This window comes from Pseudomonas cavernicola, from assembly GCF_003596405.1.
Classification (GTDB): Bacteria; Pseudomonadota; Gammaproteobacteria; order Pseudomonadales; family Pseudomonadaceae; genus Aquipseudomonas; species Aquipseudomonas cavernicola.
Window position 1 is genome coordinate 332,276 of the sequence record NZ_QYUR01000002.1, and the last position, 21,144, is coordinate 353,419.

The 21,144-nt window shown below is 63.2% G+C and carries 22 protein-coding genes; 15 read left to right on the plus strand and 7 right to left on the minus strand.

The window, feature by feature from the left end:
• The first annotated feature begins 44 nt into the window (after positions 1-44).
• The 4 genes from D3879_RS01815 to D3879_RS01830 all read left to right on the plus strand — a co-directional run bounded on the left by D3879_RS01815 (position 45) and on the right by D3879_RS01830 (position 2,802).
• Entirely contained in the window at positions 45-575 is a 531-nt protein-coding gene (locus D3879_RS01815) for a DinB family protein (protein WP_119952432.1), read from the plus strand.
• Complete coding sequence (locus tag D3879_RS01820) at positions 572-1,468, plus strand: cation diffusion facilitator family transporter (RefSeq protein ID WP_119952433.1); 897 nt, start codon at positions 572-574, stop codon at positions 1,466-1,468. Before D3879_RS01815 ends, D3879_RS01820 begins: the two co-directional genes overlap by 4 nt.
• Before the next feature lie 414 nt (positions 1,469-1,882).
• Positions 1,883-2,362 carry an Lrp/AsnC family transcriptional regulator gene (locus D3879_RS01825; RefSeq protein ID WP_420800897.1) on the plus strand — a complete coding sequence of 160 codons (480 nt, stop codon included), beginning with the start codon at positions 1,883-1,885 and terminating at the stop codon, positions 2,360-2,362.
• Positions 2,363-2,598: 236 nt separating this feature from the next.
• Complete coding sequence (locus D3879_RS01830; RefSeq protein WP_119952434.1) at positions 2,599-2,802, plus strand: DUF2788 domain-containing protein; 204 nt, start codon at positions 2,599-2,601, stop codon at positions 2,800-2,802.
• 81 nt (positions 2,803-2,883) lie between these two features.
• Here D3879_RS01830 and D3879_RS01835 read toward each other — a convergent pair whose 3' ends face one another.
• Positions 2,884-3,453 carry a pseudouridine synthase gene (locus D3879_RS01835; RefSeq protein WP_177412411.1) on the minus strand — a complete coding sequence of 190 codons (570 nt, stop codon included), beginning with the start codon at positions 3,451-3,453 and terminating at the stop codon, positions 2,884-2,886.
• Between the two features lie 159 nt (positions 3,454-3,612).
• Between D3879_RS01835 and D3879_RS01840 the strand changes: the two genes are divergently transcribed.
• Positions 3,613-4,662, plus strand: a complete 1,050-nt coding sequence (locus D3879_RS01840) for an MBL fold metallo-hydrolase (protein WP_119952436.1) — start codon at positions 3,613-3,615, stop codon at positions 4,660-4,662.
• Positions 4,663-4,685: 23 nt separating this feature from the next.
• On the opposite strand, the gene D3879_RS01845 is transcribed toward D3879_RS01840, so the two are convergent.
• Positions 4,686-5,588, minus strand: coding sequence for a sterol desaturase family protein (locus D3879_RS01845; protein ID WP_177412345.1), 903 nt, complete (start codon positions 5,586-5,588; stop codon positions 4,686-4,688).
• A gap of 106 nt (positions 5,589-5,694) precedes the next feature.
• Between D3879_RS01845 and D3879_RS01850 the strand changes: the two genes are divergently transcribed.
• Positions 5,695-6,681, plus strand: a complete 987-nt coding sequence (locus D3879_RS01850; RefSeq protein WP_119952437.1) for an AraC family transcriptional regulator — start codon at positions 5,695-5,697, stop codon at positions 6,679-6,681.
• A gap of 6 nt (positions 6,682-6,687) precedes the next feature.
• Here the strand turns inward: D3879_RS01850 and amn are convergent, their stop codons facing one another.
• On the minus strand, positions 6,688-8,160 hold the full coding sequence (gene amn / locus D3879_RS01855; protein ID WP_476644155.1) for an AMP nucleosidase: 1,473 nt from the start codon (positions 8,158-8,160) through the stop codon (positions 6,688-6,690).
• Positions 8,161-8,220: 60 nt separating this feature from the next.
• Between amn and D3879_RS27420 the strand changes: the two genes are divergently transcribed.
• Positions 8,221-8,343, plus strand: coding sequence for a hypothetical protein (locus D3879_RS27420; RefSeq protein WP_274381349.1), 123 nt, complete (start codon positions 8,221-8,223; stop codon positions 8,341-8,343).
• Between the two features lies 1 nt (position 8,344).
• Here the strand turns inward: D3879_RS27420 and D3879_RS01860 are convergent, their stop codons facing one another.
• The 3 genes from D3879_RS01860 to D3879_RS01870 form a co-directional block, all read right to left on the minus strand.
• Positions 8,345-9,994: an acyl-CoA dehydrogenase family protein gene (locus tag D3879_RS01860; RefSeq protein WP_119952439.1), complete on the minus strand. Its 1,650-nt coding sequence runs from the start codon at positions 9,992-9,994 to the stop codon at positions 8,345-8,347.
• A complete protein-coding gene (locus D3879_RS01865) occupies positions 9,991-10,644 on the minus strand; it encodes a TetR/AcrR family transcriptional regulator (RefSeq protein ID WP_119952440.1) in 654 nt (217 codons plus the stop codon). Before D3879_RS01865 ends, D3879_RS01860 begins: the two co-directional genes overlap by 4 nt.
• Before the next feature lie 209 nt (positions 10,645-10,853).
• The gene (locus D3879_RS01870) at positions 10,854-13,250 is read right to left on the minus strand and encodes a hybrid sensor histidine kinase/response regulator (protein WP_119952441.1); all 2,397 of its coding nucleotides are present in this window, start codon (positions 13,248-13,250) and stop codon (positions 10,854-10,856) included.
• Positions 13,251-13,570: 320 nt separating this feature from the next.
• On the opposite strand from D3879_RS01870, the gene D3879_RS01880 reads away from it, so the two are divergent.
• From D3879_RS01880 to D3879_RS01900, 5 genes are all read left to right on the plus strand, one after another.
• A complete protein-coding gene (locus D3879_RS01880; RefSeq protein ID WP_119952442.1) occupies positions 13,571-14,368 on the plus strand; it encodes a hydroxymethylpyrimidine/phosphomethylpyrimidine kinase in 798 nt (265 codons plus the stop codon).
• Positions 14,369-14,379: 11 nt separating this feature from the next.
• Positions 14,380-15,009 carry a thiamine phosphate synthase gene (thiE, locus tag D3879_RS01885; protein WP_119954858.1) on the plus strand — a complete coding sequence of 210 codons (630 nt, stop codon included), beginning with the start codon at positions 14,380-14,382 and terminating at the stop codon, positions 15,007-15,009.
• A 59-nt stretch (positions 15,010-15,068) separates the two neighbouring features.
• On the plus strand, positions 15,069-16,352 hold the full coding sequence (hemL, locus tag D3879_RS01890) for a glutamate-1-semialdehyde 2,1-aminomutase (protein ID WP_119952443.1): 1,284 nt from the start codon (positions 15,069-15,071) through the stop codon (positions 16,350-16,352).
• Positions 16,352-17,023, plus strand: a complete 672-nt coding sequence (locus D3879_RS01895; protein WP_119952444.1) for a hypothetical protein — start codon at positions 16,352-16,354, stop codon at positions 17,021-17,023. Before hemL ends, D3879_RS01895 begins: the two co-directional genes overlap by 1 nt.
• A gap of 91 nt (positions 17,024-17,114) precedes the next feature.
• A complete protein-coding gene (locus tag D3879_RS01900; protein ID WP_119952445.1) occupies positions 17,115-17,663 on the plus strand; it encodes a tetratricopeptide repeat protein in 549 nt (182 codons plus the stop codon).
• A gap of 114 nt (positions 17,664-17,777) precedes the next feature.
• Here the strand turns inward: D3879_RS01900 and D3879_RS01905 are convergent, their stop codons facing one another.
• Complete coding sequence (locus D3879_RS01905) at positions 17,778-18,101, minus strand: DUF1820 family protein (protein ID WP_119952446.1); 324 nt, start codon at positions 18,099-18,101, stop codon at positions 17,778-17,780.
• Positions 18,102-18,230: 129 nt separating this feature from the next.
• On the opposite strand from D3879_RS01905, the gene miaB reads away from it, so the two are divergent.
• The 3 genes from miaB to ybeY all read left to right on the plus strand — a co-directional run bounded on the left by miaB (position 18,231) and on the right by ybeY (position 21,133).
• Positions 18,231-19,586 carry a tRNA (N6-isopentenyl adenosine(37)-C2)-methylthiotransferase MiaB gene (miaB, locus tag D3879_RS01910; protein WP_119952447.1) on the plus strand — a complete coding sequence of 452 codons (1,356 nt, stop codon included), beginning with the start codon at positions 18,231-18,233 and terminating at the stop codon, positions 19,584-19,586.
• 88 nt (positions 19,587-19,674) lie between these two features.
• Positions 19,675-20,685: a PhoH family protein gene (locus tag D3879_RS01915; RefSeq protein ID WP_119952448.1), complete on the plus strand. Its 1,011-nt coding sequence runs from the start codon at positions 19,675-19,677 to the stop codon at positions 20,683-20,685.
• A complete protein-coding gene (ybeY, locus tag D3879_RS01920) occupies positions 20,678-21,133 on the plus strand; it encodes an rRNA maturation RNase YbeY (RefSeq protein WP_119954859.1) in 456 nt (151 codons plus the stop codon). The genes D3879_RS01915 and ybeY overlap by 8 nt, the downstream gene beginning before the upstream one ends.
• Positions 21,134-21,144: the final 11 nt, after the last annotated feature.

Sequence of the window (21,144 nt, forward strand, 5' to 3'; positions counted from 1 at the left end):
GTTAGCGCTGGGTAAATAAGGATTTCGCCCAGCAGGAGCAGCCAATGCCTAACGCTGTAACTTTCCCCAGCCCGCGCTTGCTCGCCAGCCATCTGGAACGTTTACTGGCTTACCACGGCTGGGCATACAACCGCTTATTGGCCAACCTGGAAGCCCTCGACGAGGACAACTACCGTGCGCCGTGCGGGCTATTCTTTGGCAGCTTGCATGGCACCCTCAACCATCTGGCGGTAGCCGATCGCATCTGGTTGGCGCGCGTGCGCCACGAGCCGCCCCCCTTCACCCGTCTGGATGCGGAGGCCGTCAGCGAACGTAACGCCTTAGCCGGTTTTCTCGCCGACGGCGTGCATGCCTGGCGCCTGCTGCTTAGCGAACAGGATGACCAGCGTCTCGGCATGCCGCTGGCCTATCAAAATATGCGCGGCGAGCCACAACTGAAGCCGCTGGCGGATATCGTCCTGCACCTGGTCAACCACGGCACCCATCATCGCGGCCAGATTAGCGCGGCGCTGACGGCGCTCGGCCAACCGGCACCGATACTGGATTACATCTACTTCCTGCCGGAGACGGTATGAGCCGCAGCGCCGTGCATGCTCGCCTGCTGCGCCAGGCAACCTTTGCCTCATTAACGGTGGCGTGCATTCTGATCGCGGCTAAAGGCGTGGCCTGGTGGTTGAGCGGCTCGGTCAGCCTGCTGGCCGGCCTGACCGACTCCTTGCTGGATGGTGCCGCCTCCCTGCTCAACCTGCTGGCCGTGCATTATTCGCTGCGCCCGGCGGACGATGATCACCGCTACGGTCACGGCAAGGCCGAGGCCTTGTCGGGCATGGCGCAGGCGCTGTTTATCGCGGTCAGCGCCGTGCTCGTCGCGATTCAGGCGGTTGAGCGCCTGCAGCACCCGCAGCCCCTCGGCGCGCCCGGCCTGGGCATCGCCGTGATGCTGCTCGCGCTGGGGCTGACGGTCGCCCTGCTGCTGTTCCAACAGCGGGTGATCCGCGTCACCGGTTCCACCGCGATTCGCGCCGACTCCCTGCATTACCGTTCGGACTTGCTGCTCAACAGCAGCATTCTGCTGGCACTGGCTCTGGCCTACTTTGGCTGGCCGCAACTGGATGCGCCATTCGGCCTGGGCATCGCCGCCTATATCTTGTGGAGCGCGGTGCAGATCGCCCGCGAGGCAATCTCGGTGCTGATGGATGAAGAACTGCCGGTCGATGTCAGTTCGCACATGCTCGAACTTGCCTGCAGCGTGCCCGGCGTGCTCGGCGCGCATGATCTGCGTACGCGAATCTCCGGTGCCCACTGGTTTGTGCAACTGCATCTGGAGTTGCCGGGCGCGCTGACCTTGACGGTCGCCCACGGCCTTTGCGAGCAGGTCGAGCAGGCCATACGCGCCGAATACCCGCGCGCCGAGGTGCTGGTCCACGCCGACCCGCAGAACGTGCCAGCGCAGCAGGCCGAGGCCTGAATCGCGCCTCTGGTTGACGCTATCGCAGCCCTTCCCGTCAGGCCTGCAGCGCCTACCGATAACGCTGCACAACCGCAACGACCCGCGCATTACCCGCAGACAACAAAAAGGGAGGTCAAATGACCTCCCTTAGGGAATTCGTCCGCTGCTGGCAATTGTGTCGCCGCTTTTCTCGCCCGCCTGGTTGGGCAGTGCGGACCCGGTGGCCGTGGCGACCCGGTGGGATCGGCGGCTTCGACGCGCCTGATTGGGCGGGCCGGGTGGACTCTTCTGTCCGGGTCATTTAACTGAGGTAAAGCTTAAGCCTATTGGCGCAGCAGAGGATTGCGAAAATTGCTCAATGCAGGCCTACTTGCGCAATCTTTTACTATCAAAGCACTATGTATCGCAATCTATAATAGAAGAGTGGCCGCCATGAACAAACTTGATCGTTACGACCTCAATATCTTGGCTGAACTGCAACGCGATGCGCGCATCTCCAACCAGGAACTGGCCGAACGCATCGGTCTCTCGCCCTCGCCCTGTTCGCGGCGAGTCAAGCAACTGGAAGATGACGGCTACATACTCCGCCAGGTCGCGCTGCTGGATCGCAAGAAGCTCGGCCTGACGCTCACCGCCTACGTACAGATCGGCATGGATCGGCACACTCCGGAGCGTTTCGAGCATTTCGAGTCGGTGATCAACCAATGCCCGGAAGTGCTCGAATGCAGCCTGGTGACCGGGATGGATGCGGACTACCAGCTCAAGGTGGTGGTGCCGGATATGGATCACTACCAGAAATTCCTGCTCGGCCAACTGACCCGCATCGAGGGGGTCTCCAGCGTGCGTTCGAGTTTTGTGCTCAATCAGGTGATCTCCAGCACCCAACTGCCGCTGCAGCACTTGCGCAGCTAACAACGCCTCACTGGAACATAAGCCCCGCTGGAGCAGGCCGACGAAGCCCCGGCGACAGCGGGGCAGCATCGCGTATAATTGCCGCCGTTTTGTTGTACCCCCCGCGTGGCCCCGCCATAAGAGCTCCCGCTCACACAACAACAGCCCGGCACCTCTAACAGAGAAGCCGATGCGCCCGCCCCGCCGTTTTGTCAGCCCGTAGCTGGCGTTGTCTATGCGTATTGCTGGAGGTCGCGATGGAACCGGAAATGTTTGAAGAGTGGATGATGATCATCCTGGTCGGCGGTCTGGTGGCCTTTATGGCGTTTATCGTCTGGGATCTGGCGAAGAAGTCCAAAGCCGGCCGCTACGGCACCATGATTTTGTTTCTCGCCCTGGGCCTCGGGGTACTCGGCTTTGTGATCAAGACCTTTGTCATCGCCGGTATGGAAGGCATGTAGGCTGGGTAGAGTCCACAGGACGAAACCCAGCATTCGATTAGCTGGGTTTCGCTACGCTCTACCCAGCCTACCTCAGCCGCCTCAATCCAGCTGTGCCGGCACCGCTTTCCACTCGCCCAAGCCCAGGTCATCCAGACTCCAGGGGCCAATGCGAACCCGCACCAGCCGCAAGGTCGGCAAACCGACTGCCGCTGTCATGCGCCGCACCTGGCGGTTGCGCCCCTCGCGAATCACCAGTTCCAACCAGGCGGTCGGCACGCTTTTGCGAAAGCGCACCGGCGGGTTACGCGCCCATAGTCGCGGCTCGGCCAATTGTCGGGCTTCGGCCGGCAGGGTCGGGCCATCGTTCAGCTCGACGCCGTCACGCAGGCGCTGGAGCTGTTCCGCCGTCGGCTCACCCTCCACCTGCACCCAATAAGTCTTGGCCAGCTTGTGCTTGGGGTCGGCGATACGCGCCTGCAACTGGCCGTCATTGGTCAGCAACAACAGGCCCTCGCTGTCGCGGTCCAGGCGCCCGGCCGGGTAGATGCCGGGCAGCGGGATGAAATCCTTCAGCGTTGCCCGGCCTTCGCCGTCACTGAACTGGGTCAGCACATCGAAGGGCTTGTTGAACAGGATCAGTTGCGGCTCAGCCGGCGGCGCTTTGGCCACCCGGCGTGGCGCGGCGGGCTTGCCCTGGGATTTCGCAGCAGGATGACGAGGGGCGGGACGCGTTGGACGGGCCATGGTTACAAAAGGTGTCGGGGCACAGGCAAAAGTGAGCGGCCATGCTAGGTTGAGCGGCATCCTCACGGCAAGAGCAAAGCCGCCATGCCCCGTCCCTTGCGCCCGACTTGGTTGCTCAACCTGCTGACGCTGCTCGGCCGCAACGGCACCCCCTATCGCGGCCCAGCGTCCGACCATTTCGACGGTGCACGCTTTCACAACCTCGAGCCCACTCCGCATAAGAGCTTTGCCAGCGTTATGAAGTGGCAACTCAACAGCCCGCGGACCAAGTGGGTCGACCAACCCGGACCAGCAGTGCCGCCCAAGGTGCAGGAACGGGTGCATGGTGCGGAGCTGCACGTCACCTATATCAACCATGCCACCTTGCTGATCCAGCAGCACGGGCTGAACATCCTCACCGACCCGGTCTGGTCCAAGCGGGTCAGCCCGTTCAGCTTTATCGGGCCGAAGCGCCATCACCCGCCAGGGCTGAGCCTGCATCAGTTGCCGCCGATCGACCTGATCCTGGTCAGCCACAACCATTACGACCACCTGGATCTGCAAAGCCTGCATCAGTTGGCCAAGCGTTTCCCCGGCGCCAAAGTGGTGAGCGGGCTGGGCAATGGCGAGCTGATACGCAAAACCGGCTTCACTGATGTAGTCGAAGTGGATTGGTGGCAGTCGCTAACCCTGAACCCCGAGCTGACGCTGCATGCCGTGCCGGTGCAGCACTGGTCGGCGCGTACGCGCGCCGATACGAACCAGACGCTGTGGCTGGGCTTTGTCCTGCAATCGGCGGACGGGCCGCTGTTGTTTCCCGGTGATAGCGGTCTCGGCCCGGAATTCCAGCTGATTCGTCAGCGCTTCGGCCCGTTGCGTTTCGCCGCGCTGCCGATTGGCGCCTACGCGCCGCGCTGGTTCATGCGCGACCATCACATGAACCCGGATGATGCGGTGCAGGCTCACCGACAGTTGGAGGCGCAGAACAGCATGGCCATCCACTTCGGCACCTTCCGCTTGACCGACGAGGGCCAGTTCGACCCGCCGGCCGACTTAGCCAAGGCATTGCGCCAGCACCAGGTCGAGCCGGCACGTTTTCGTACACCACAGCCGGGCGAGTGCTGGCAGGTCGAGCCACTCGCCGCCAAGCCGTAGACCGAACGCTAACTCGGGCGGCGCTAGCCCCTTCGTGGCGTTACGTCCAGCGCTGACCGCTGCGGACGCTGCCATTCCGGCGGAGCCCACAGGTGTTTCAGACGCAGCGCCAACGGACCGGGGCGGGCCACGTCGCGGAACATATCGACCCACTCATGCAGATTCAGCCACAGCGGGTTGTGACTGTGCACCTGCCGCACAATGCCGTAGTCCACCGGTTCGCGCTCCTCGACGAAGGTGCCGAACAGGCGGTCATAGATGATCAGGATGCCGCCATAGTTGCGGTCGATGTACTGCGGATTACGGCCGTGGTGGGCGCGATGATGCGACGGTGTGTTGAACAACCATTCGACGGGCCGCGGCAACCGACCAACCCCCTGGGTATGGACGAAATACTGATAGGCCAGACTGACAGACAGCATGAACAGCACCCACTCCGGGGCGAAGCCAAGCCAGACCAGCGGCAGATAGAACAGCCAATTACCGGCGACGCCGTAGAACAGGCTCTGGCGCATGGCGGTAGTCAGGTTCATGTGCTCCGAAGAGTGGTGCACCACATGTGCTGCCCAGAACCAGCGGATGCGGTGACTGGCGCGGTGGAACCCGTAGTAGCAGAGCTCCAGCAGCAACAGCAGCGCGATGAACGCCAACGGGGTCATCTCGAAATCGAGCAAGCGCGCCGCGTACACCAGGTGGTAGACAGGCAGAACCATGAAAGCCACCAGCAGCGCATCGCCCACCAGGTAGATCGCACCCAGGCCGAGGCTGGCCAGCGAATCACGCATCTTGAACACCCCGCGCCGGCGCAGCGCCAGCCATTCGCCGCCGAGGGTGGCGATGAACAATGGGGTCAGGATCAGCAACAGGTCGCGACGCAAGTCGATCTGCTCGACCAACGTCGCCAGCAGAGAATACAGCTCAGACATAGTGAACTCCGGGGTCGGCAGGAACGGCCCCAGCATGTCGAAAGATGGGCTACGTCACTTGACCTGATCCGCTATCTTTTTGACCAATCACGCCAAGACCTGCCCCATGACCAAACAGCGTATCGCCGCCAGCTATGCCCAACTGCTCTATGAGTTCCTCGCCCGCCGTGGCATCGATGGCGAAGCGCTGCTCGGGCCCTTGCCCCGCAGCAACGATGGATTGCTGCCCTTGCCGCTCTGGCAGGACTTGCTGCGACGGGCCGACGAACACCTCGGCGAAGCGGCCATCGGCCTGCGCATCGGAGAAGGCATAGGTCCGCGTCATTTCGGTGTGGTCGGGTATGCCGCGCTGGCCTGCGCCACCCTGGGTGACGCCCTGCAACGCCTGGAGCGCTTCCATGGCCTGGTCTACGACCTGAATCCGGCCACCCTGAGCGTGAGCGGTGCGCAATTGCTGCTGGAATGGGGTACCGAGCACAGCCGCCCAGGACAGCGGGTGGATGAGACTGGCGTCGCCGCGCTGGTTCATCTGGCACGCCAGCTCTGCGGGCAACCACTCGCACCAACCGAAGTGCGCTTCGTCAACCCGGCTCCTCAGGACGTCACGCCATACACGGAATTCTTCGGCTGTCCGGTGCGCTTCGACTGTTCGCACACGCGGCTGGCGTTGCCGCTGGAATACTTGCAACTGTCCTTGCGCCAGGCCGATCCAGCCTTGCTCGCCCTGCTCGATGCCCAGGCCGAAGGCTTTCTCCGTCAACGGGCCGACAACAGCCTGACAAGCACCTGTCAGCAGGCCTTGATTCCTTTGCTGCGTGAAGGACATACCAGCCTGGCGGCACTGGCTGGACGCCTGCACCGCTCGCCGCGCAGCTTGCAGCGCCACTTGCAGGCAGACGGCAGCAGCTTCCAGCAACTGCTCGACGACACCCGCCGACAATTGGCCGAGGGCTATCTGCGTGACCCGCACCTGCCTTTGGGGGAAATCGCCGCCCTGCTTGGCTTTTCCGAACAGAGCGCCTTTAGCCGGGCCTTCCGCAACTGGCACGGCAGTAGCCCGCTGGCCTGGCGTCAGGCGGCGCTGGCCGACTGACCGGAGTCATCGGAACGGCGGCTCGTCGAAGCTGCGCAGCTTGCGCGAGTGCAGCGAGTTGAGCTGGTTACGCAGCAGATCCAGGGCGGCGATGCCGATATGCAAATGTTGGGTTACCGCACGCTCATAGAACGCCCCGGCCGCGCCGGGCAGTTTGATTTCGCTGTGTAGCGGCTTGTCCGAAACGCACAACAAGGTCCCGTAGGGCACCCGCAAGCGATAGCCCTGGGCGGCGATGGTGCCGCTTTCCATATCCACCGCCACCGCCCGCGCCAGGTTGATCAGTGGTCGCTCCTGGGCCCAGCGCAGCTCCCAGTTACGGTCGTCATAGGTCAGCACGGTGCCGGTGCGCAAGCGCCGTTTAAGCGCCTCGCCACGCTCCCCAGTGACGTTCGCCGCGGCTTCCTGCAAGGCCATCTGCACCTCGGCCAGGGCCGGAATCGGGATGTTCGGCGGCACCACCCGATCGAGGATGCCATCGCGGCGCATATAGGCGTGGGCCAACACATAGTCGCCGATGGTCTGCGATTGGCGCAGGCCGCCGCAGTGGCCGATCATCAGCCAGCAGTGCGGGCGCAGCACGGCCAAATGGTCGGTGATGTTCTTCGCGTTGGACGGGCCTACACCGATATTGACCAGGGTCACGCCATGCCCGTCGGTGGCGATCAGGTGGTAGGCCGGCATCTGATAGCGGTGCCAGACCACGCCTTCGATGATCGCCTGCGTCTCGCCGCTATCCATGCCGCGCTCGATGAGCACATTGCCGGGCAGCACCATGCGCACGAAGCGTGGATCTTCATTCAGCAGGTTCAAGCCGTGGCGGATGAACTGATCGACATAGCGGTGGTAGTTGGTCAGCAAAATCCACGGCTGCACATGCCGCCAGTCGCTGCCGGTGTAGTGCACCAGGCGGCGCAGGGAGAAGTCCACCCGCGCCGCATCGAACAGTGCCAGCGGCATCGGGTCGATGTTTTCCCAGTCGTACAGGCCGTCGGCGACGCCATCCGAGGCCGCCGACAGGTCGGTGCTGGGGAACACCCGCGCCAACTCCGCCGCCGTCACCCCGGAGCCGGCCAGTTCATCGCCCTGCTCCACCACATAGGGGTAGGGAATGTTCTGCTGGCTCACGCCGACCTCGACCTGCACGGTGAAGTCGCTCATCAGCGGGCGCAATTGCTCCAGCAGATAGTTACGAAACGCTTTCGGATGAGTCACGGTGACGCTATAGGTGCCCGGCACCTGCACCTTGGCATAGGCGCGCACGGTGGTCGGCACCTCGCCTTGACACAGGTAGGTCAGGCGCAGTTCCGGATAACGGAACAGTCTGTGCTGGCTCGCGTCGGGTTTGATGCGCTCTTTCAGGTAGTTTTTGAGGGCATGACTCAGCCCGCTGGTGGCCCGCTCATGCAGGGCGGCGAGCCGGTCTACCGCCTCTTCGGCGGTTTGGGCGACGACAAAGGCTTCGGTGTAACTGGTCACGGTGGGCATTCCTGTCTGATCACGCAGATTTCTATCTTGCCTGCATCGTCGAGAAAAGACATGACCGTACGCCTGCTTATCGAGCAGATCTCGTTATTCGCCACATCTGTAGGCTGGGTAGAGCGAAGTGAAACCCAGCATTGCCCGGCGCTGGGTTTCGCCTGGCGCTACCCAGCCGAGTGACTTACAGCAGATGCGGGGTCGCCCGCGCCACCAGCGCCTCGACATCCACTCCGCGCGGCAAGGTGCCGTACACCCGCCCGCCCGCGCCCAGGCGACTGGCGATAAAGGCATCGGCGACCACCGCGTTGCCGGCCTCCAGCAGCAGCTTGGCCTGCAAGGCGACAGCCACGTCCTCGGTCAACTGGCGCGCGCGGTATTGGATATCGTTGGTGTCGCGGAAGGCCGCCTGCAACTGGCCGATATGCGCCTTCAGCCGGGCATCGCCATGGCCGTCGCCCAACTCGACAAACAAGGCGTCGAGCACACCGGGCTCTTTCGACAGGGCGCGCAGCACATCCAGGCACTGAACGTTGCCCGAACCCTCCCAGGTGGAGTTGACCGGCGCCTCGCGGTACAGCCTTGGCAGGATGCTGTCCTCGACATAGCCGGCGCCACCCATGCACTCCGCCGCTTCGTTGATCATTGCCGGCGCGCGCTTGCAGATCCAATATTTACCGACCGCGGTGACCAAACGGGCGAACTTGTCTTCTTGCTCGTCGTGGCCGTTGTCCAGTGCGCGGCCCATGCGCATCGTCAGGGCCAGCGCGGCCTCGCTTTCCAGGGCCAGATCGGCCAACACGTTCTGCATCAACGGCTGCTCATTGAGTACCCGGCCGCCGACCTTGCGATAGGCGCAGTGGTGCGCGGCCTGGGTCAGCGCCTGGCGCATCAAGGCGCTGGAGCCGACCATGCAGTCGAAGCGGGTCAACGCCACCATCTCGATGATGGTCGGCACACCGCGACCTTCTTCGCCGATCATCCAGGCAAGCGCGCCGCGATATTCGACCTCGCTGGAGGCATTCGACCAGTTGCCCAGCTTGTTCTTCAGGCGCTGGATATAGAACTCGTTGCGCGCGCCGTCCGGCCGATGCCGTGGCAACAGGAAGCAGCTCAGGCCCTTGTCGGTCTGCGCCAGGGTCAGGAAGGCATCGCACATCGGCGCCGAACAGAACCACTTATGCCCGACCAACTCATAGGCCTGGCCCGGCCCCGGAATGCCGACCGGATGGGCATGCGTGGTGTTGGCGCGAACATCGGTGCCGCCTTGTTTCTCGGTCATCGCCATGCCGATGGTGGCCCCGGCTTTCTGGCTGAGCGGCAGATTGCGCGGGTCATATTCGGTCGAGAGGATCTTCGGCAGCCAGATTTCGGCGATATCCGGCTGCAGTTTGAGCGCCGGTACGCTGGCGTAGGTCATGGTCAGCGGGCAGCCACTGCCGGCTTCGGCCTGGCTGTGCAGGTAGCTCATGGCCGCACGGGCGACTTGCGCGCCAGCACGGGGATCGGTCCAGGGCAGCGACGGCAAACCATGCTCGATGGCCGTCCGCATCAGCTCGTGGTAAGCCGGGTGAAACTCCACCAAATCGATGCGATGACCGTAGCGATCGTGACTCTTGAACACCGGTTTGTTCTCGTTGGCGAGAAAGCCAGCGGCCATCAACGGCCCGCCGGCCAAGGCGCCGTAGGCGTCGATCCGCGCTTCGGCCCAGCCGCCGCCGAAGCGCCGCGTCCACTCTTGCAGCGGCAGGTCGACACGGTAGAGATTGGCGCCCTCCAGCGACGGCACCTGGTTGAACACTTCATGGGTTTCAGCGAACTGATGCAGGCTCATGGCTGGGGTTCCTCGGCAGGCAATTGGGCGCCAACGGCGCGTAGGCAGAAGGTGACCAGGGTTTGGCTGACCTCGCCCAAGTCGGGCAACGCATGGCCGGCCGCCCGCGCCGCGCGGGCCGGCGGCGACAGGGGGCCGACCAGGGATTCGGCAGTTGCGCCCACCAGGCAGGCCGCCACCAGTGAAATGGCGGTTAGGCGGAAGGCGCCAGCGGCAACCCCTTCGCGCAACAGATCGGCGTACAGCTTGGCGTAGGCCTCGCGATAGAGCAGGCGCTGCTCGTCCACCTCAGGGTCGACCGGCTCGGCGATCAGGGCGAAGGCCAGGCGCCGACTGTGCCAGGCACGCGCGGCGAACTGCCGTAAGCCCTCGGCCAAACGCTGATCTGGCGTGCCGGGGCCGCGTAGCACCGCAGCCAGGGTGTCGACCTCAAGCTGGCTGGCGCGGGCGAAGACTTCCGCCGCCAACTCGCCCTTGCCACGAAAGTGCCGGTACAGACTGCCCGTCGCAATGCCGACATCCTCGGCCAGCGCCTGCATGGTCAAGGCGGCGAACCCACCCTCGGCCACCCGCTGCAGGGCGCAGTCGAGAATGCGTTCGCGCAACTCGAGGTCTCGGTCTTGGCGGGCAACGGTTGGGCGATAGGCCATGGTCTGAATCCAGATTCATTTGTGAATCCAGTGAATCACGATTCAGAGCTTGGCTAAAGTGGGATATCGGTCAAAACAGCCGCGAAAAGTCCGCAAATGAAGGTCAGCGTCCGCGAAGCTCAACCAACAGGCAGCAAGACCGCGCAGCAGCCTGCATTCAGCCCAACCTCTGCGGCTGCGCACACGCCGCAGCGCCGGGTTTCACTGACCTACGCATGCTGCGGGTTGGTCGCGGCCTGGCAGAGCAGCCAGTCATGCAGCAACGTTTGCAGCGCCTCGAACTTCACTGGTTTGGCCATGTAGTCGCTCATCCCGGCTGCCAGACAACGCTCGCGGTCGCCACTATGGCTATGCGCGGTGATCGCCAATACCGGCAGCTCCATGCAGCCCGGCAACCCGCGCAGCGCGCGGCAGGTGGCGAAACCATCCATCACCGGCATCTGGCAATCCAACAGGACCGCATCCACGGATTCCCGACGCAGCAGTTCGAGGGCCTCGGCACCATTGTCCGCGCAGCGCACCCGGTAGCCGAGTTTCAGCAACATGCCGCGCATCACCAACTGATTGATGCCGTTGTCCTCGACCACCAAGACCGTGCACTGCTCGGGTTGACGCACTGCTTGCCCCATAGCCCGACGGGGCAACACTTGCTGCGGGTTGGGCGCCGCCAGGAACAGCGGCAGCCGCAGCTGAAAGCAACTGCCCTGGCCCAACTGCGACTGGTGGCTCAAGCTGCCGCCGAGCAGCCCGACCAACTGCCGACAGATCGCCAAGCCGACGCCCAGACCGCCGTATTCGCGAGTCATCGAGCCATCCAATTGATGGAAGCGCTGATACATCGAGCCATCCACCGGGGTACTGAAGCCGATACCGCTGTCGATCACCTCAACGCGCAGCGCCAGGCTCTCCTTGGTCACATCGGTACAGCTAACGCGCAAGGTGATGGCGCCACGCGGGGTGAACTTGATCGCGTTATCCAACAGGTAGCCCAGGCTCTGGGCCAGCTTGCCGGCGTCGCCTTCCAGGGTGTCCGGCAGGCTGTCGTCCAACTCCAGGGTAAAACGCAGGCCCTTGTCCTCGGCGCGCGGGGCGAACTGCGCGCGCAGGCCGTCGAACAGCCCACGCAGGCTGAACGGCTCACGCCAGGGGTAGAGCTTGCCCGCTTGCAGTTCAGTGAGGGCGAGGATGTCGTTGACCATCCGCATCATGTCGCGCGACGAGGTCGTGGCGGTCTTCTGGTATTGCTCCAACTCAACATCCATCGGCACCGTCTGCATCAACTCCAGCGAGCCGATCACGCCGTTCATCGGCGTGCGCAGTTCGTGGGTGACGGTGGCGAGAAACTCATCCTTCAGGCGGTTGCTGTTAGCCAACTCCTGGTTCAGCGCCTCCAACTTGCGCCCGGACTCATAGAGAATCCGCGTGCGCTCTTCCTTCATCGAGTTGATGCGGTCGGCCAGGGCCAGCGACAGCAGGCCCACCTCAATCGCAGAGCCAATCTGGCTGGCATACATGGTCAGGAACGCGTTCGGCAGATAGCCCAGCACCATCAGGGTGTTGACGATGCCGCCGAGCAGAAAGGCGCTCCAGGCGATGATGAAATAACGCGCCACCCGCATGTCACGCCGCCAAGCCAGAAAGCCGGCGGTGAAAATCACCACGGTAAACAGCAGTGCCACATAGGTCGCCAGACGCAAGGAAAACGCATAACTGGCGGTGAGCGCCAGCAGCATCACCAGCGCCCCCAGCGCCATCATCCCGAGCAGACTGCGATCGACCCACGGACTGTGCTCCGAGGTATGTAGAAAACTACGGGCGAACTGACAGCCGAACAATGCCGCTGAACCGATCAGGAACGGCGTGGACACATTCGCCCACCACGGGCTATCCGGCCAGAAATACTCGATACCGGCACCGTTTACCGAGACCTGGTAAAGACCAAACGAGGCGATATAGAAGATGTAATAGAGGTAGCTGGTGTCGCGCACGCTCAGGTAGATGAACAGGTTGTAGATCAGCATCACCAGCAGCACACCGTAGATGATGCCCAGCACATAGATGCGCCTCGGCTGCTCTTCCAGATAGGCCGTCGGCGACCAGAGCTTCAACGGCGCCTGGATCGAGCCCTGGCTTTCCAGACGCAGGTAGACGCGCTGCGGCTGATTGGGCTGCAGGCTGAGTTCGAACAGGTAGTTGTTCTGTTTGATCTGCCGGCTGGCGAACGGCAGCGCATCGCCAGTCCGCTGGGCTCGTTGGAAGCCCCCCTGGCCATCCGCCAGATAGAGATCCAGATGATCGAGCGGCGGGTAGGCCAGCTCCAGCAGCCACGGCTGCTGACCGACCAAGGTCTGCGGGCGATAGGCCAAATCCAGGCGCAGCCAGAACACCGAGCGCGAATAACCGGCGTTGAGTACCGGCTTATCGTGCCGCCGGAAACTGGCCTGCAGGGCCGGCGAGGTGATTTCGTTGATGCTGGCGTCGCCGCGCACATCCTCGAACACGTCCATTTCCTGGCCCAGCACTAGGCTGCGGGTATGCTCGTCGAACTCGACTGCGCCAGCCACCGCCGAGCACAGATAAAGGAGTAAAAAAAGGCCGTAGCGCATGCTGCCCCGCAAAGGCTTTGTCGGGCCACGCCGGAGAGCCCCACCTCCCCTGAATGACGCCGCCGCGCAGAGCCTGGTTATTCGAATTGGGCTCACTCTAGCACAGCCGCCCGGCGGAAAAAGCCGCTCGCCATCAGGCACTTACGCCCTTTCTCTGGCGCCGGCTCGGATACTGGCACTGTGCCTGGCAAGACGCGCAGTTGTGCACCGAACATTGCCGTGTCGAACGCAGCACGGAGGGCGTCTCAGCCAGCATCGGCTCATCGACGAAGCGGCCAATCCGGGCCCAAAAAAGGTGATTAGTGATAAGCTCGCGAACCATGAATATCTATAGCTCCCGTCCCGTTGTCCTCTGCCTCTCCGGCCATGACCCCAGTGGTGGCGCCGGCCTGCAGGCCGATATCGAAGCCCTGCTCGCTCAGGGTTGCCACGCCGCGCCAGTGGTCACCGCGCTGACTGTGCAAGACACGGTCAACGTCCGCGACTTTCGCGTGCTCGACCGCGCCTGGGTGATCGCCCAAGCCAATGCAGTGATTGCTGACATGCCGGTGGCTGCAGTCAAGCTGGGCATGCTTGGCTCCATCGAGATGGTCGAGACCGTACTGGAAATCATGCAAGCACTGCCCGGCGTACCGCTGGTCTGCGATCCGGTGCTGCGCGCCGGTGGTGGCGGCGCTCTGGGTAAAGATGAAGTCGGCTATGCCATGCGCGAGCGTCTGCTGCCACTGGCGACTATCGCCACGCCGAACCTGCCGGAAGCGCAAATCCTCGCCGAACTGCCAGACGGCACGGCGGATCAGTGTGCGGAAAAACTCCTGCCCTACTGCCAACACCTGCTGATCACCGGCGGTCATGGCGACGAGCAGGAAGTGCATAACCGCCTGTACTCGCGGGACGGTAGCCGCCAAACCTTCACCTGCCAGCGCCTGCCCGGCAGCTATCACGGCTCTGGCTGCACCCTGGCCAGCACCCTGGCCGGTCGCTTGGCGCAGGGGGAAAACCTGGCCAGCGCCGTGCAATCGGCACTGGCCTACACCTGGCGCACCCTACGCGATGCCGAGCAACTGGGCCATGGCCAGTTCGTCCCGCGCCGCCTGCCGTTGGATTTTTCTTCATGAGCCCGCAGTCAGTGAGGCTACGCGGCCTGTACGCCATTACCGACAGCCAACTGCTGGCCGATGGCAAGCTGCTGCCATACGTCGAAGCGGCGCTGGATGGTGGCGCGCGCCTGTTGCAATACCGCGACAAGTCCACCGACCAGGCACGCCGTCTGCGTGAAGCAGAGGCGTTGCGCAGCCTCTGTGAGCGTTACGGCGCCAACCTGCTGATCAATGACGACGCCGAGCTGGCCGCGCGCCTAGGCGTCGGCGTCCACCTCGGCCAAGGCGATGGCTCACTCGCCGCCGGCCGCGCCCTGCTCGGCAGCCAGGCGATCATCGGCGCCACCTGCCATGCCCAGTTGGCTCTGGCCGAACAGGCCGCCCGCGAAGGCGCCAGCTATGTGGCCTTCGGCCGTTTCTTTAATTCCAACACCAAACCCGGTGCGCCCGCTGCCACCGTCGAGCTGCTGCAGCAGGCCCGCGCCTGCTTGAGCCTGCCGATCGTCGCAATCGGCGGTGTCACCCTGGAAACCGCACCACAGCTGATTGCCAATGGCGCCAGCCTGCTGGCGGTGATCCACGCGCTGTTCAGCGCCGAGAGCGCCCAGGAAGTAGCGCGCCGCGCCCGCGCCTTCAGTGATCTGTTCGCAACTAACTGATACCCAATTACGGTGGATTACGCTGCGCTAATCCACCCTACGTTTTCGAGAGGTTCAACATGTCCCGTTCCGAAACCCTATTCGCCAACGCGCAAAAACACATCCCCGGTGGCGTCAACTCGCCGGTGCGCGCCTTCAAAAGCGTGGGCGGCACTCCGCTGTTCTTCAAACACGCGATTGGCGCCTATGTGACGGACGAAGACAATAAACAGTATGTCGACTACGTCGGCTCCTGGGGCCCGATGATCCTCGGCCACAGCCACCCGGACGTACTCGACGCAGTGCGCAAGCAGCTGGAACACGGCCTGTCCTACGGCGCGCCGACCGCGCTGGAAGTCGACATGGCGGATCTGGTCTGCTCGATCGTGCCATCCATGGAAATGGTGCGGATGGTCAGCTCCGGCACCGAAGCGACCATGAGCGCCATCCGCCTGGCCCGTGGTTTCACCGGGCGCGACAGCATCATCAAGTTCGAAGGCTGCTACCACGGGCATTCCGATAGCCTGCTGGTAAAAGCCGGCTCCGGCGCCTTGACCCAAGGCGTGCCGAGCTCCGCGGGCGTACCGGCGGCCTTCGCCAAACACACCCTGACCCTGCCGTTTAACGACATCGGTGCAGTCGAAAAAATGCTTGCCGAGGTCGGTAGCGAAGTGGCGTGCATCATCGTCGAGCCGGTGGCCGGCAATATGAACTGCGTGCCGCCGGCGCCAGGCTTCCTTGAAGGCCTGCGCGAGCAGTGCGACAAACACGGCGTAGTGCTGATTTTCGACGAAGTCATGACCGGCTTCCGCGTCGCCCTCGGCGGCGCTCAGGCGCACTTCGGAGTGACGCCGGACCTCTCCACCTTTGGCAAGATCATCGGCGGCGGTATGCCCGTCGGCTGCTTCGGCGGCAAACGCGAAATCATGTCGCACATCGCACCGCTCGGCCCGGTTTACCAAGCTGGCACGCTGTCCGGTAACCCGCTGGCCATGGCCGCAGGCCTGACCACCTTGAAGCTGATCAGCCGCCCGGGCTTTCATGCCGAACTGAGCGACTATACCCGCCGCCTGCTCGCCGGCCTGCAACAGCGCGCCGATGCCGCTGGCATTCCCTTCGTCACCACGCAAGCGGGCGGCATGTTCGGCCTTTACTTCAGCGCGGCCCCAGCCATCGTCACCTTCGACGATGTGATGACCAGCGATGCCGAACGCTTCAAGCGCTTCTTCCACCTGATGCTGGAAGGCGGCGTGTACCTGGCGCCCAGTGCGTTCGAGGCTGGCTTTACCTCCATCGCGCATGGCGACAAGGAACTGCAAATCACCCTGGACGCCGCCGAGCGCGCCTTCGCGGCCTTGCGCTAGTGCAATACAGCACGGCACTGTCCGATGGCATCCTGGCGCTGGCCTGCTTGGCTGGCGCCTTATGGATTTACCGCGCCCGAGCACCTTTTCCCGAAGCCGAGCGATCCACTTGGTTCTGCGCGCTACTCGGTTTTGCCTTACCGGCCAGCGCCGCGCTGTGCGGGGTACTGCGCTATGGCCTCGACCCAAGCTGGCAAGAGGCTCATGCCAGACTAAGCCAGGCCAGCAGCCTGCTCGGCCTGCCATTGCTTGGTATTGCCGCCCTGACCTTGGCTCGTGGCTGGGCGTGGCCGCGGATAGTCTGGTGTTGGGTACTGATCGGACTGAGCCTGCTGTTCGAGGCGGCCCAACGGCTGAGCCTGCTCGACGACTATCGCCTGCTGCTCAACCTCGTCACCTTGCTGCTGCTTCTCTATGTCGGCGCCCTGCAACTGCCGCAACGCGCCACGCCACTGCTGGCCGCTGCAGCAGCAGTGAGTTTGTTGCTGTTCGCCGGCTTGCTCGTAGGCACCGAGGGCTTTATCGGCCCGTTACGCCGCGTCGACCTGTTCCACGCCCTGCTCAGCCTGGCTTATCCACTCTTTGCCTGGCTCTTACTGGCATTGCCCGGCGGCTCCCGCTCGCATGCCCTTCTGACAGAAAAGCCAGAAAAGCCCGTAAAGACTTTGTAAGGATGGCCCCGCTTATTTCATAATGTGATGGCCGACGCGTTTCGTCGGCCGAGCACATTGCTCGTACTGCTTTTGAGGCACGCCGATTTCCATGAACCGCACCGGCCGCACCCTAACCTTGGGCTGCCTGTTGCTCTTTCTCCCGCTGCTTGCATCCGCCGGCGGTAATTCCTTGCTGATCCCGGCGACTGGCCGCTGCTCGCTCAACACCCTGCCCGAGGATCTGCCGGAGGCCTTGGCCGCTTGCCAACAGGCCGCCCAAGCAGGTGACCTTGAGGCAGAGTTCGAGCTCGGCGAGTTCTATTACGACGGCAAGCGCGCCCCGCGCGATCTGGCGCAAGCACTGAATTGGTTCGAGCAAGCCTCACTGCAAGGCCATGCGCAGGCACAATATCGCCTGGGGGTGATGTTCTACCGTGGCGAAGGCGTACCGGCCAACAATGTGCAGGCTTATATCGTGCTGAAGATGGCCGCCGTGAATGGCTCCGAAGATGCGCTGGACACCGCCGATCAGGTCGCCGCGCAGATGCCACGCGAGCAGTTGGAGATCGCCACCCAAGTGCTTGGGCAGATTTTCCGTAATTACCTGCTGGAGCTGCAGACCGCTGACGGCGGCTCGCCGTTCGCGCCGCTGCCGTAATTCGTAGGCTGGGTAGAGTCCGCAGGGCGAAACCCAGCGGGGGTTAATCGCTGGGTTTCGCTTCGCTCTACCCAGCCTACGGATTTTGCGCAGAATCGCGAGCAGAGCTCGCTCCTACTTATCCGGCATCGGCATCGGGAACGGCATGATATTGCTCACACCGCGTGCTTCGCTGATCTTCGGCGTGCCCAGGCGCTCGACTTCGTCGATCCGCACAATCGCGTGCATGGGCACGAAACTGCGCACCACGCCCTCGAACTGCGCCTTGAGCTTCTCTTCGCTGGGATCGACTACCACCTGCGTACGCTCACCGAAGACGAACTCCTCCACCTCTAGGAAGCCCCACAGATCACTTTGATAGATCTGCTTGGCGTACATCTCGTACACCTGGCCTTGGTTGAGGAAGATCACCTTGTAGATAGGTTCACGCTTGCTCATGGATGGCAGATAACCATGGGAGGAATTAGGGGGGCGAAATCATAGCATAGCCTCCGCGCAGGCAATGCTAGGAAGCCCACGACTCGCCCACTATAATGCGCGGTTCTTCGAACCACCCGACGACCTCGCATGACCAAGAAGCTTTATATCGAAACCCACGGCTGCCAAATGAACGAGTACGACAGCTCGCGCATGGTCGACCTGCTGGGTGAACATCAAGCCCTGGAAGTCACTGCGCGCGCAGAAGACGCCGACGTCATCCTGCTCAACACCTGCTCGATCCGCGAGCGCGCCCAGGATCGGGTGTACTCGCAACTCGGCCGCTGGCGTGAACTGAAATTGGCCAAGCCGGACATGGTGATCGCTGTCGGCGGCTGCGTGGCCAGCCAGGAAGGTGCGGCGATCCGTGATCGCGCGCCCTATGTCGACGTGGTGTTCGGCCCGCAAACCCTGCACCGCCTGCCGGAAATGATCGACGCCGCGCGCAGCACCCGCTTGCCGCAGGTGGATGTGTCGTTCCCGGAGATCGAGAAATTCGATCGCCTGCCCGAGCCGCGTATCGACGGCCCCAGCGCCTTCGTCTCGATCATGGAAGGTTGCAGCAAGTACTGCACCTTCTGCGTGGTGCCCTACACCCGTGGCGAAGAAGTCAGCCGGCCGTTCGACGATGTACTGGCCGAAGTCATCCACCTGGCCGAGCACGGCGTGCGCGAAGTCACCCTGCTCGGGCAGAACGTCAACGGCTTCCGCGGGGCAACCCATGATGGCCGCACCGCCGACCTCGCCGAGCTGATCCGGGTGATCGCGGCAATCGACGGGATCGACCGCATCCGCTACACCACTTCGCACCCGCTGGAGTTCTCCGACAGCCTGATTCAGGCCCACGCCGAGGTTCCAGAGCTGGTCAAGCACCTGCATTTGCCGGTGCAGGCCGGCTCCGACCGTATCCTCGCGGCGATGAAGCGCAACCACACCGCGCTCGAGTACAAGTCGAAGATCCGCAAACTCAAGGCTGCCTGCCCGGGCATCAGCATTACCTCGGACTTCATCGTCGGCTTCCCCGGCGAAACCGAGAAAGACTTCGAACAAACCATGCAACTGATCGCCGACGTCGGCTTCGACTTCTCCTATTCCTTCGTCTATAGCGCACGCCCGGGCACACCGGCGGCCGACCTGCCGAACGAGATTTCAGCCGAAGTGAATCGCGAACGCCTGGCGCGCCTGCAACACCTGCTAAACCAGCAAGGCTATGAGATCAGCCGACGAATGGTCGGCAGCGTTCAGCGCATCCTGGTCAGCGATTACTCGAAAAAAGACCCCGGCCAGCTCACCGGCCGCACCGAGAATAATCGGATCGTCAACTTCCGCTGCGACAATCCACGCCTGATCGGCCAGTTCGCCGACGTGCAGATCGATGAGGCTATGCCCCATTCCCTGCGCGGCAGTTTGTTGGCAGAGCACACCGCGAAACCGAGCCAACACTAAAGCCGTAGAAGCCCGAGCTTTCACCCTTGGACGCTCGGGGTTATCCTTCGATTCATCACCCCTGCCGACTGGCGGCTAACACACGACCTTGAACGCACCCATAGAACCGCATCGCTTCATCCTCGAGCCCTTTGAGGCTCGCCGCTTCGCCAATCTCTGCGGGCAATTCGACGAGCACCTGCGCTTGATCGAGCAACGCCTGGCTATCGAAATCCGCAACCGCGGTAATCAATTCGAGCTGATTGGCCCTGCCGAACACACTAACTCCGCCGAGCAGCTGCTGCGCCGGCTGTACCGCGAAACCAACGCTACCCAGCTGTCGCCGGATCTGGTGCACCTGTTCCTGCAGGAGTCCTGCATCGAAGAGCTGAACAACCCGCGAGCCGAGGCCAGCGTCACCCTGCGTACCCGCAAGGGCATAATTCGCCCCCGCGGTGCCAACCAGCAGCGCTACGTCAAAGCGATCCTCAACCACGACATTAACTTTAGCGTCGGCCCGGCCGGCACCGGCAAGACCTATCTGGCCGTCGCCTGCGCGGTGGATGCGCTGGAGCGCGAGCAGGTACGCCGTATCCTGCTGGTGCGCCCGGCGGTGGAAGCGGGCGAGAAGCTCGGCTTCCTCCCTGGCGACCTCGCGCAGAAGATCGACCCCTACCTGCGCCCGCTGTACGACGCGCTGTACGAGATGCTCGGCTTCGAACAGGTCGCCAAACTGATCGAGAGGCAGGTGATCGAAGTCGCGCCGCTGGCTTATATGCGCGGCCGCACGTTGAACAACAGCTTCATCATCCTCGACGAGAGCCAGAACACCACACTGGAACAGATGAAGATGTTCCTCACCCGCATCGGCTTCGGCTCCACCGCGGTCATCACCGGCGATATCACCCAGGTCGACCTGCCGCGCGGCACAAAATCAGGGCTGACCCATGTGATCGATGTGCTACGCGACGTACCCGGCATCTCCTTCACCCACTTCAAGTCCAAAGACGTGATGCGCCACCCGCTGGTGCAGCGCATCGTCGAAGCCTACGAGCGCCACGAGAACCGCATGCACGGCAAGCTCGACGACGAGTTCGACACGGATGGCGGCAATGCTTGAGCTCGACCTGCAAAACGCCAGCGCCGCCAACAGCCCCAGCGAAGCCGAGTTCCGCCACTGGTGCGAACTGGCCCTGCGCCAGCGCAGTGCCGATTCCGAGCTGACCATCCGCCTGGTCGATGAGCCGGAAGCCCGCGAGCTGAACCACACCTACCGGCACAAAGACTACGCCACCAACGTACTGTCATTCCCGGCCGATGTACCCGACGAGCTGCTGGATATCCCACTGCTCGGCGATCTGGTGATTTGCGTGCCCGTGGTCGCCCGCGAAGCGGCCGAGCAAGGCAAAACGCTGGAGGCCCACTGGGCGCACCTGGTGATTCACGGCTGCCTGCATCTGCTCGGCTACGACCATATCGAGGATGAAGAGGCCGCCGAGATGGAAGGCTTGGAACAACAATTGCTCGCCGAACTGGGTCACCCCGACCCTTACGCCGGCGACGAATAGCCTGACCACCG

Bases quoted from the DNA above. Each gene is read 5' to 3' on its own strand.
- D3879_RS01815 (WP_119952432.1), top strand. From the start codon at position 45: ATGCCTAACGCTGTAACTTTCCCCAGCCCGCGCTTGCTCGCCAGCCAT.
- D3879_RS01820 (WP_119952433.1), top strand. From the start codon at position 572: ATGAGCCGCAGCGCCGTGCATGCTCGCCTGCTGCGCCAGGCAACCTTT.
- D3879_RS01825 (WP_420800897.1), top strand. From the start codon at position 1,883: ATGAACAAACTTGATCGTTACGACCTCAATATCTTGGCTGAACTGCAA.
- D3879_RS01830 (WP_119952434.1), top strand. From the start codon at position 2,599: ATGGAACCGGAAATGTTTGAAGAGTGGATGATGATCATCCTGGTCGGC.
- D3879_RS01840 (WP_119952436.1), top strand. From the start codon at position 3,613: ATGCCCCGTCCCTTGCGCCCGACTTGGTTGCTCAACCTGCTGACGCTG.
- D3879_RS01845 (WP_177412345.1), bottom strand. From the start codon at position 5,588: ATGTCTGAGCTGTATTCTCTGCTGGCGACGTTGGTCGAGCAGATCGAC.
- D3879_RS01850 (WP_119952437.1), top strand. From the start codon at position 5,695: ATGACCAAACAGCGTATCGCCGCCAGCTATGCCCAACTGCTCTATGAG.
- D3879_RS27420 (WP_274381349.1), top strand. From the start codon at position 8,221: ATGACCGTACGCCTGCTTATCGAGCAGATCTCGTTATTCGCCACATCT.
- D3879_RS01860 (WP_119952439.1), bottom strand. From the start codon at position 9,994: ATGAGCCTGCATCAGTTCGCTGAAACCCATGAAGTGTTCAACCAGGTG.
- D3879_RS01865 (WP_119952440.1), bottom strand. From the start codon at position 10,644: ATGGCCTATCGCCCAACCGTTGCCCGCCAAGACCGAGACCTCGAGTTG.
- D3879_RS01870 (WP_119952441.1), bottom strand. From the start codon at position 13,250: ATGCGCTACGGCCTTTTTTTACTCCTTTATCTGTGCTCGGCGGTGGCT.
- D3879_RS01880 (WP_119952442.1), top strand. From the start codon at position 13,571: ATGAATATCTATAGCTCCCGTCCCGTTGTCCTCTGCCTCTCCGGCCAT.
- hemL (WP_119952443.1), top strand. From the start codon at position 15,069: ATGTCCCGTTCCGAAACCCTATTCGCCAACGCGCAAAAACACATCCCC.
- D3879_RS01900 (WP_119952445.1), top strand. From the start codon at position 17,115: ATGAACCGCACCGGCCGCACCCTAACCTTGGGCTGCCTGTTGCTCTTT.
- D3879_RS01905 (WP_119952446.1), bottom strand. From the start codon at position 18,101: ATGAGCAAGCGTGAACCTATCTACAAGGTGATCTTCCTCAACCAAGGC.
- miaB (WP_119952447.1), top strand. From the start codon at position 18,231: ATGACCAAGAAGCTTTATATCGAAACCCACGGCTGCCAAATGAACGAG.
- ybeY (WP_119954859.1), top strand. From the start codon at position 20,678: ATGCTTGAGCTCGACCTGCAAAACGCCAGCGCCGCCAACAGCCCCAGC.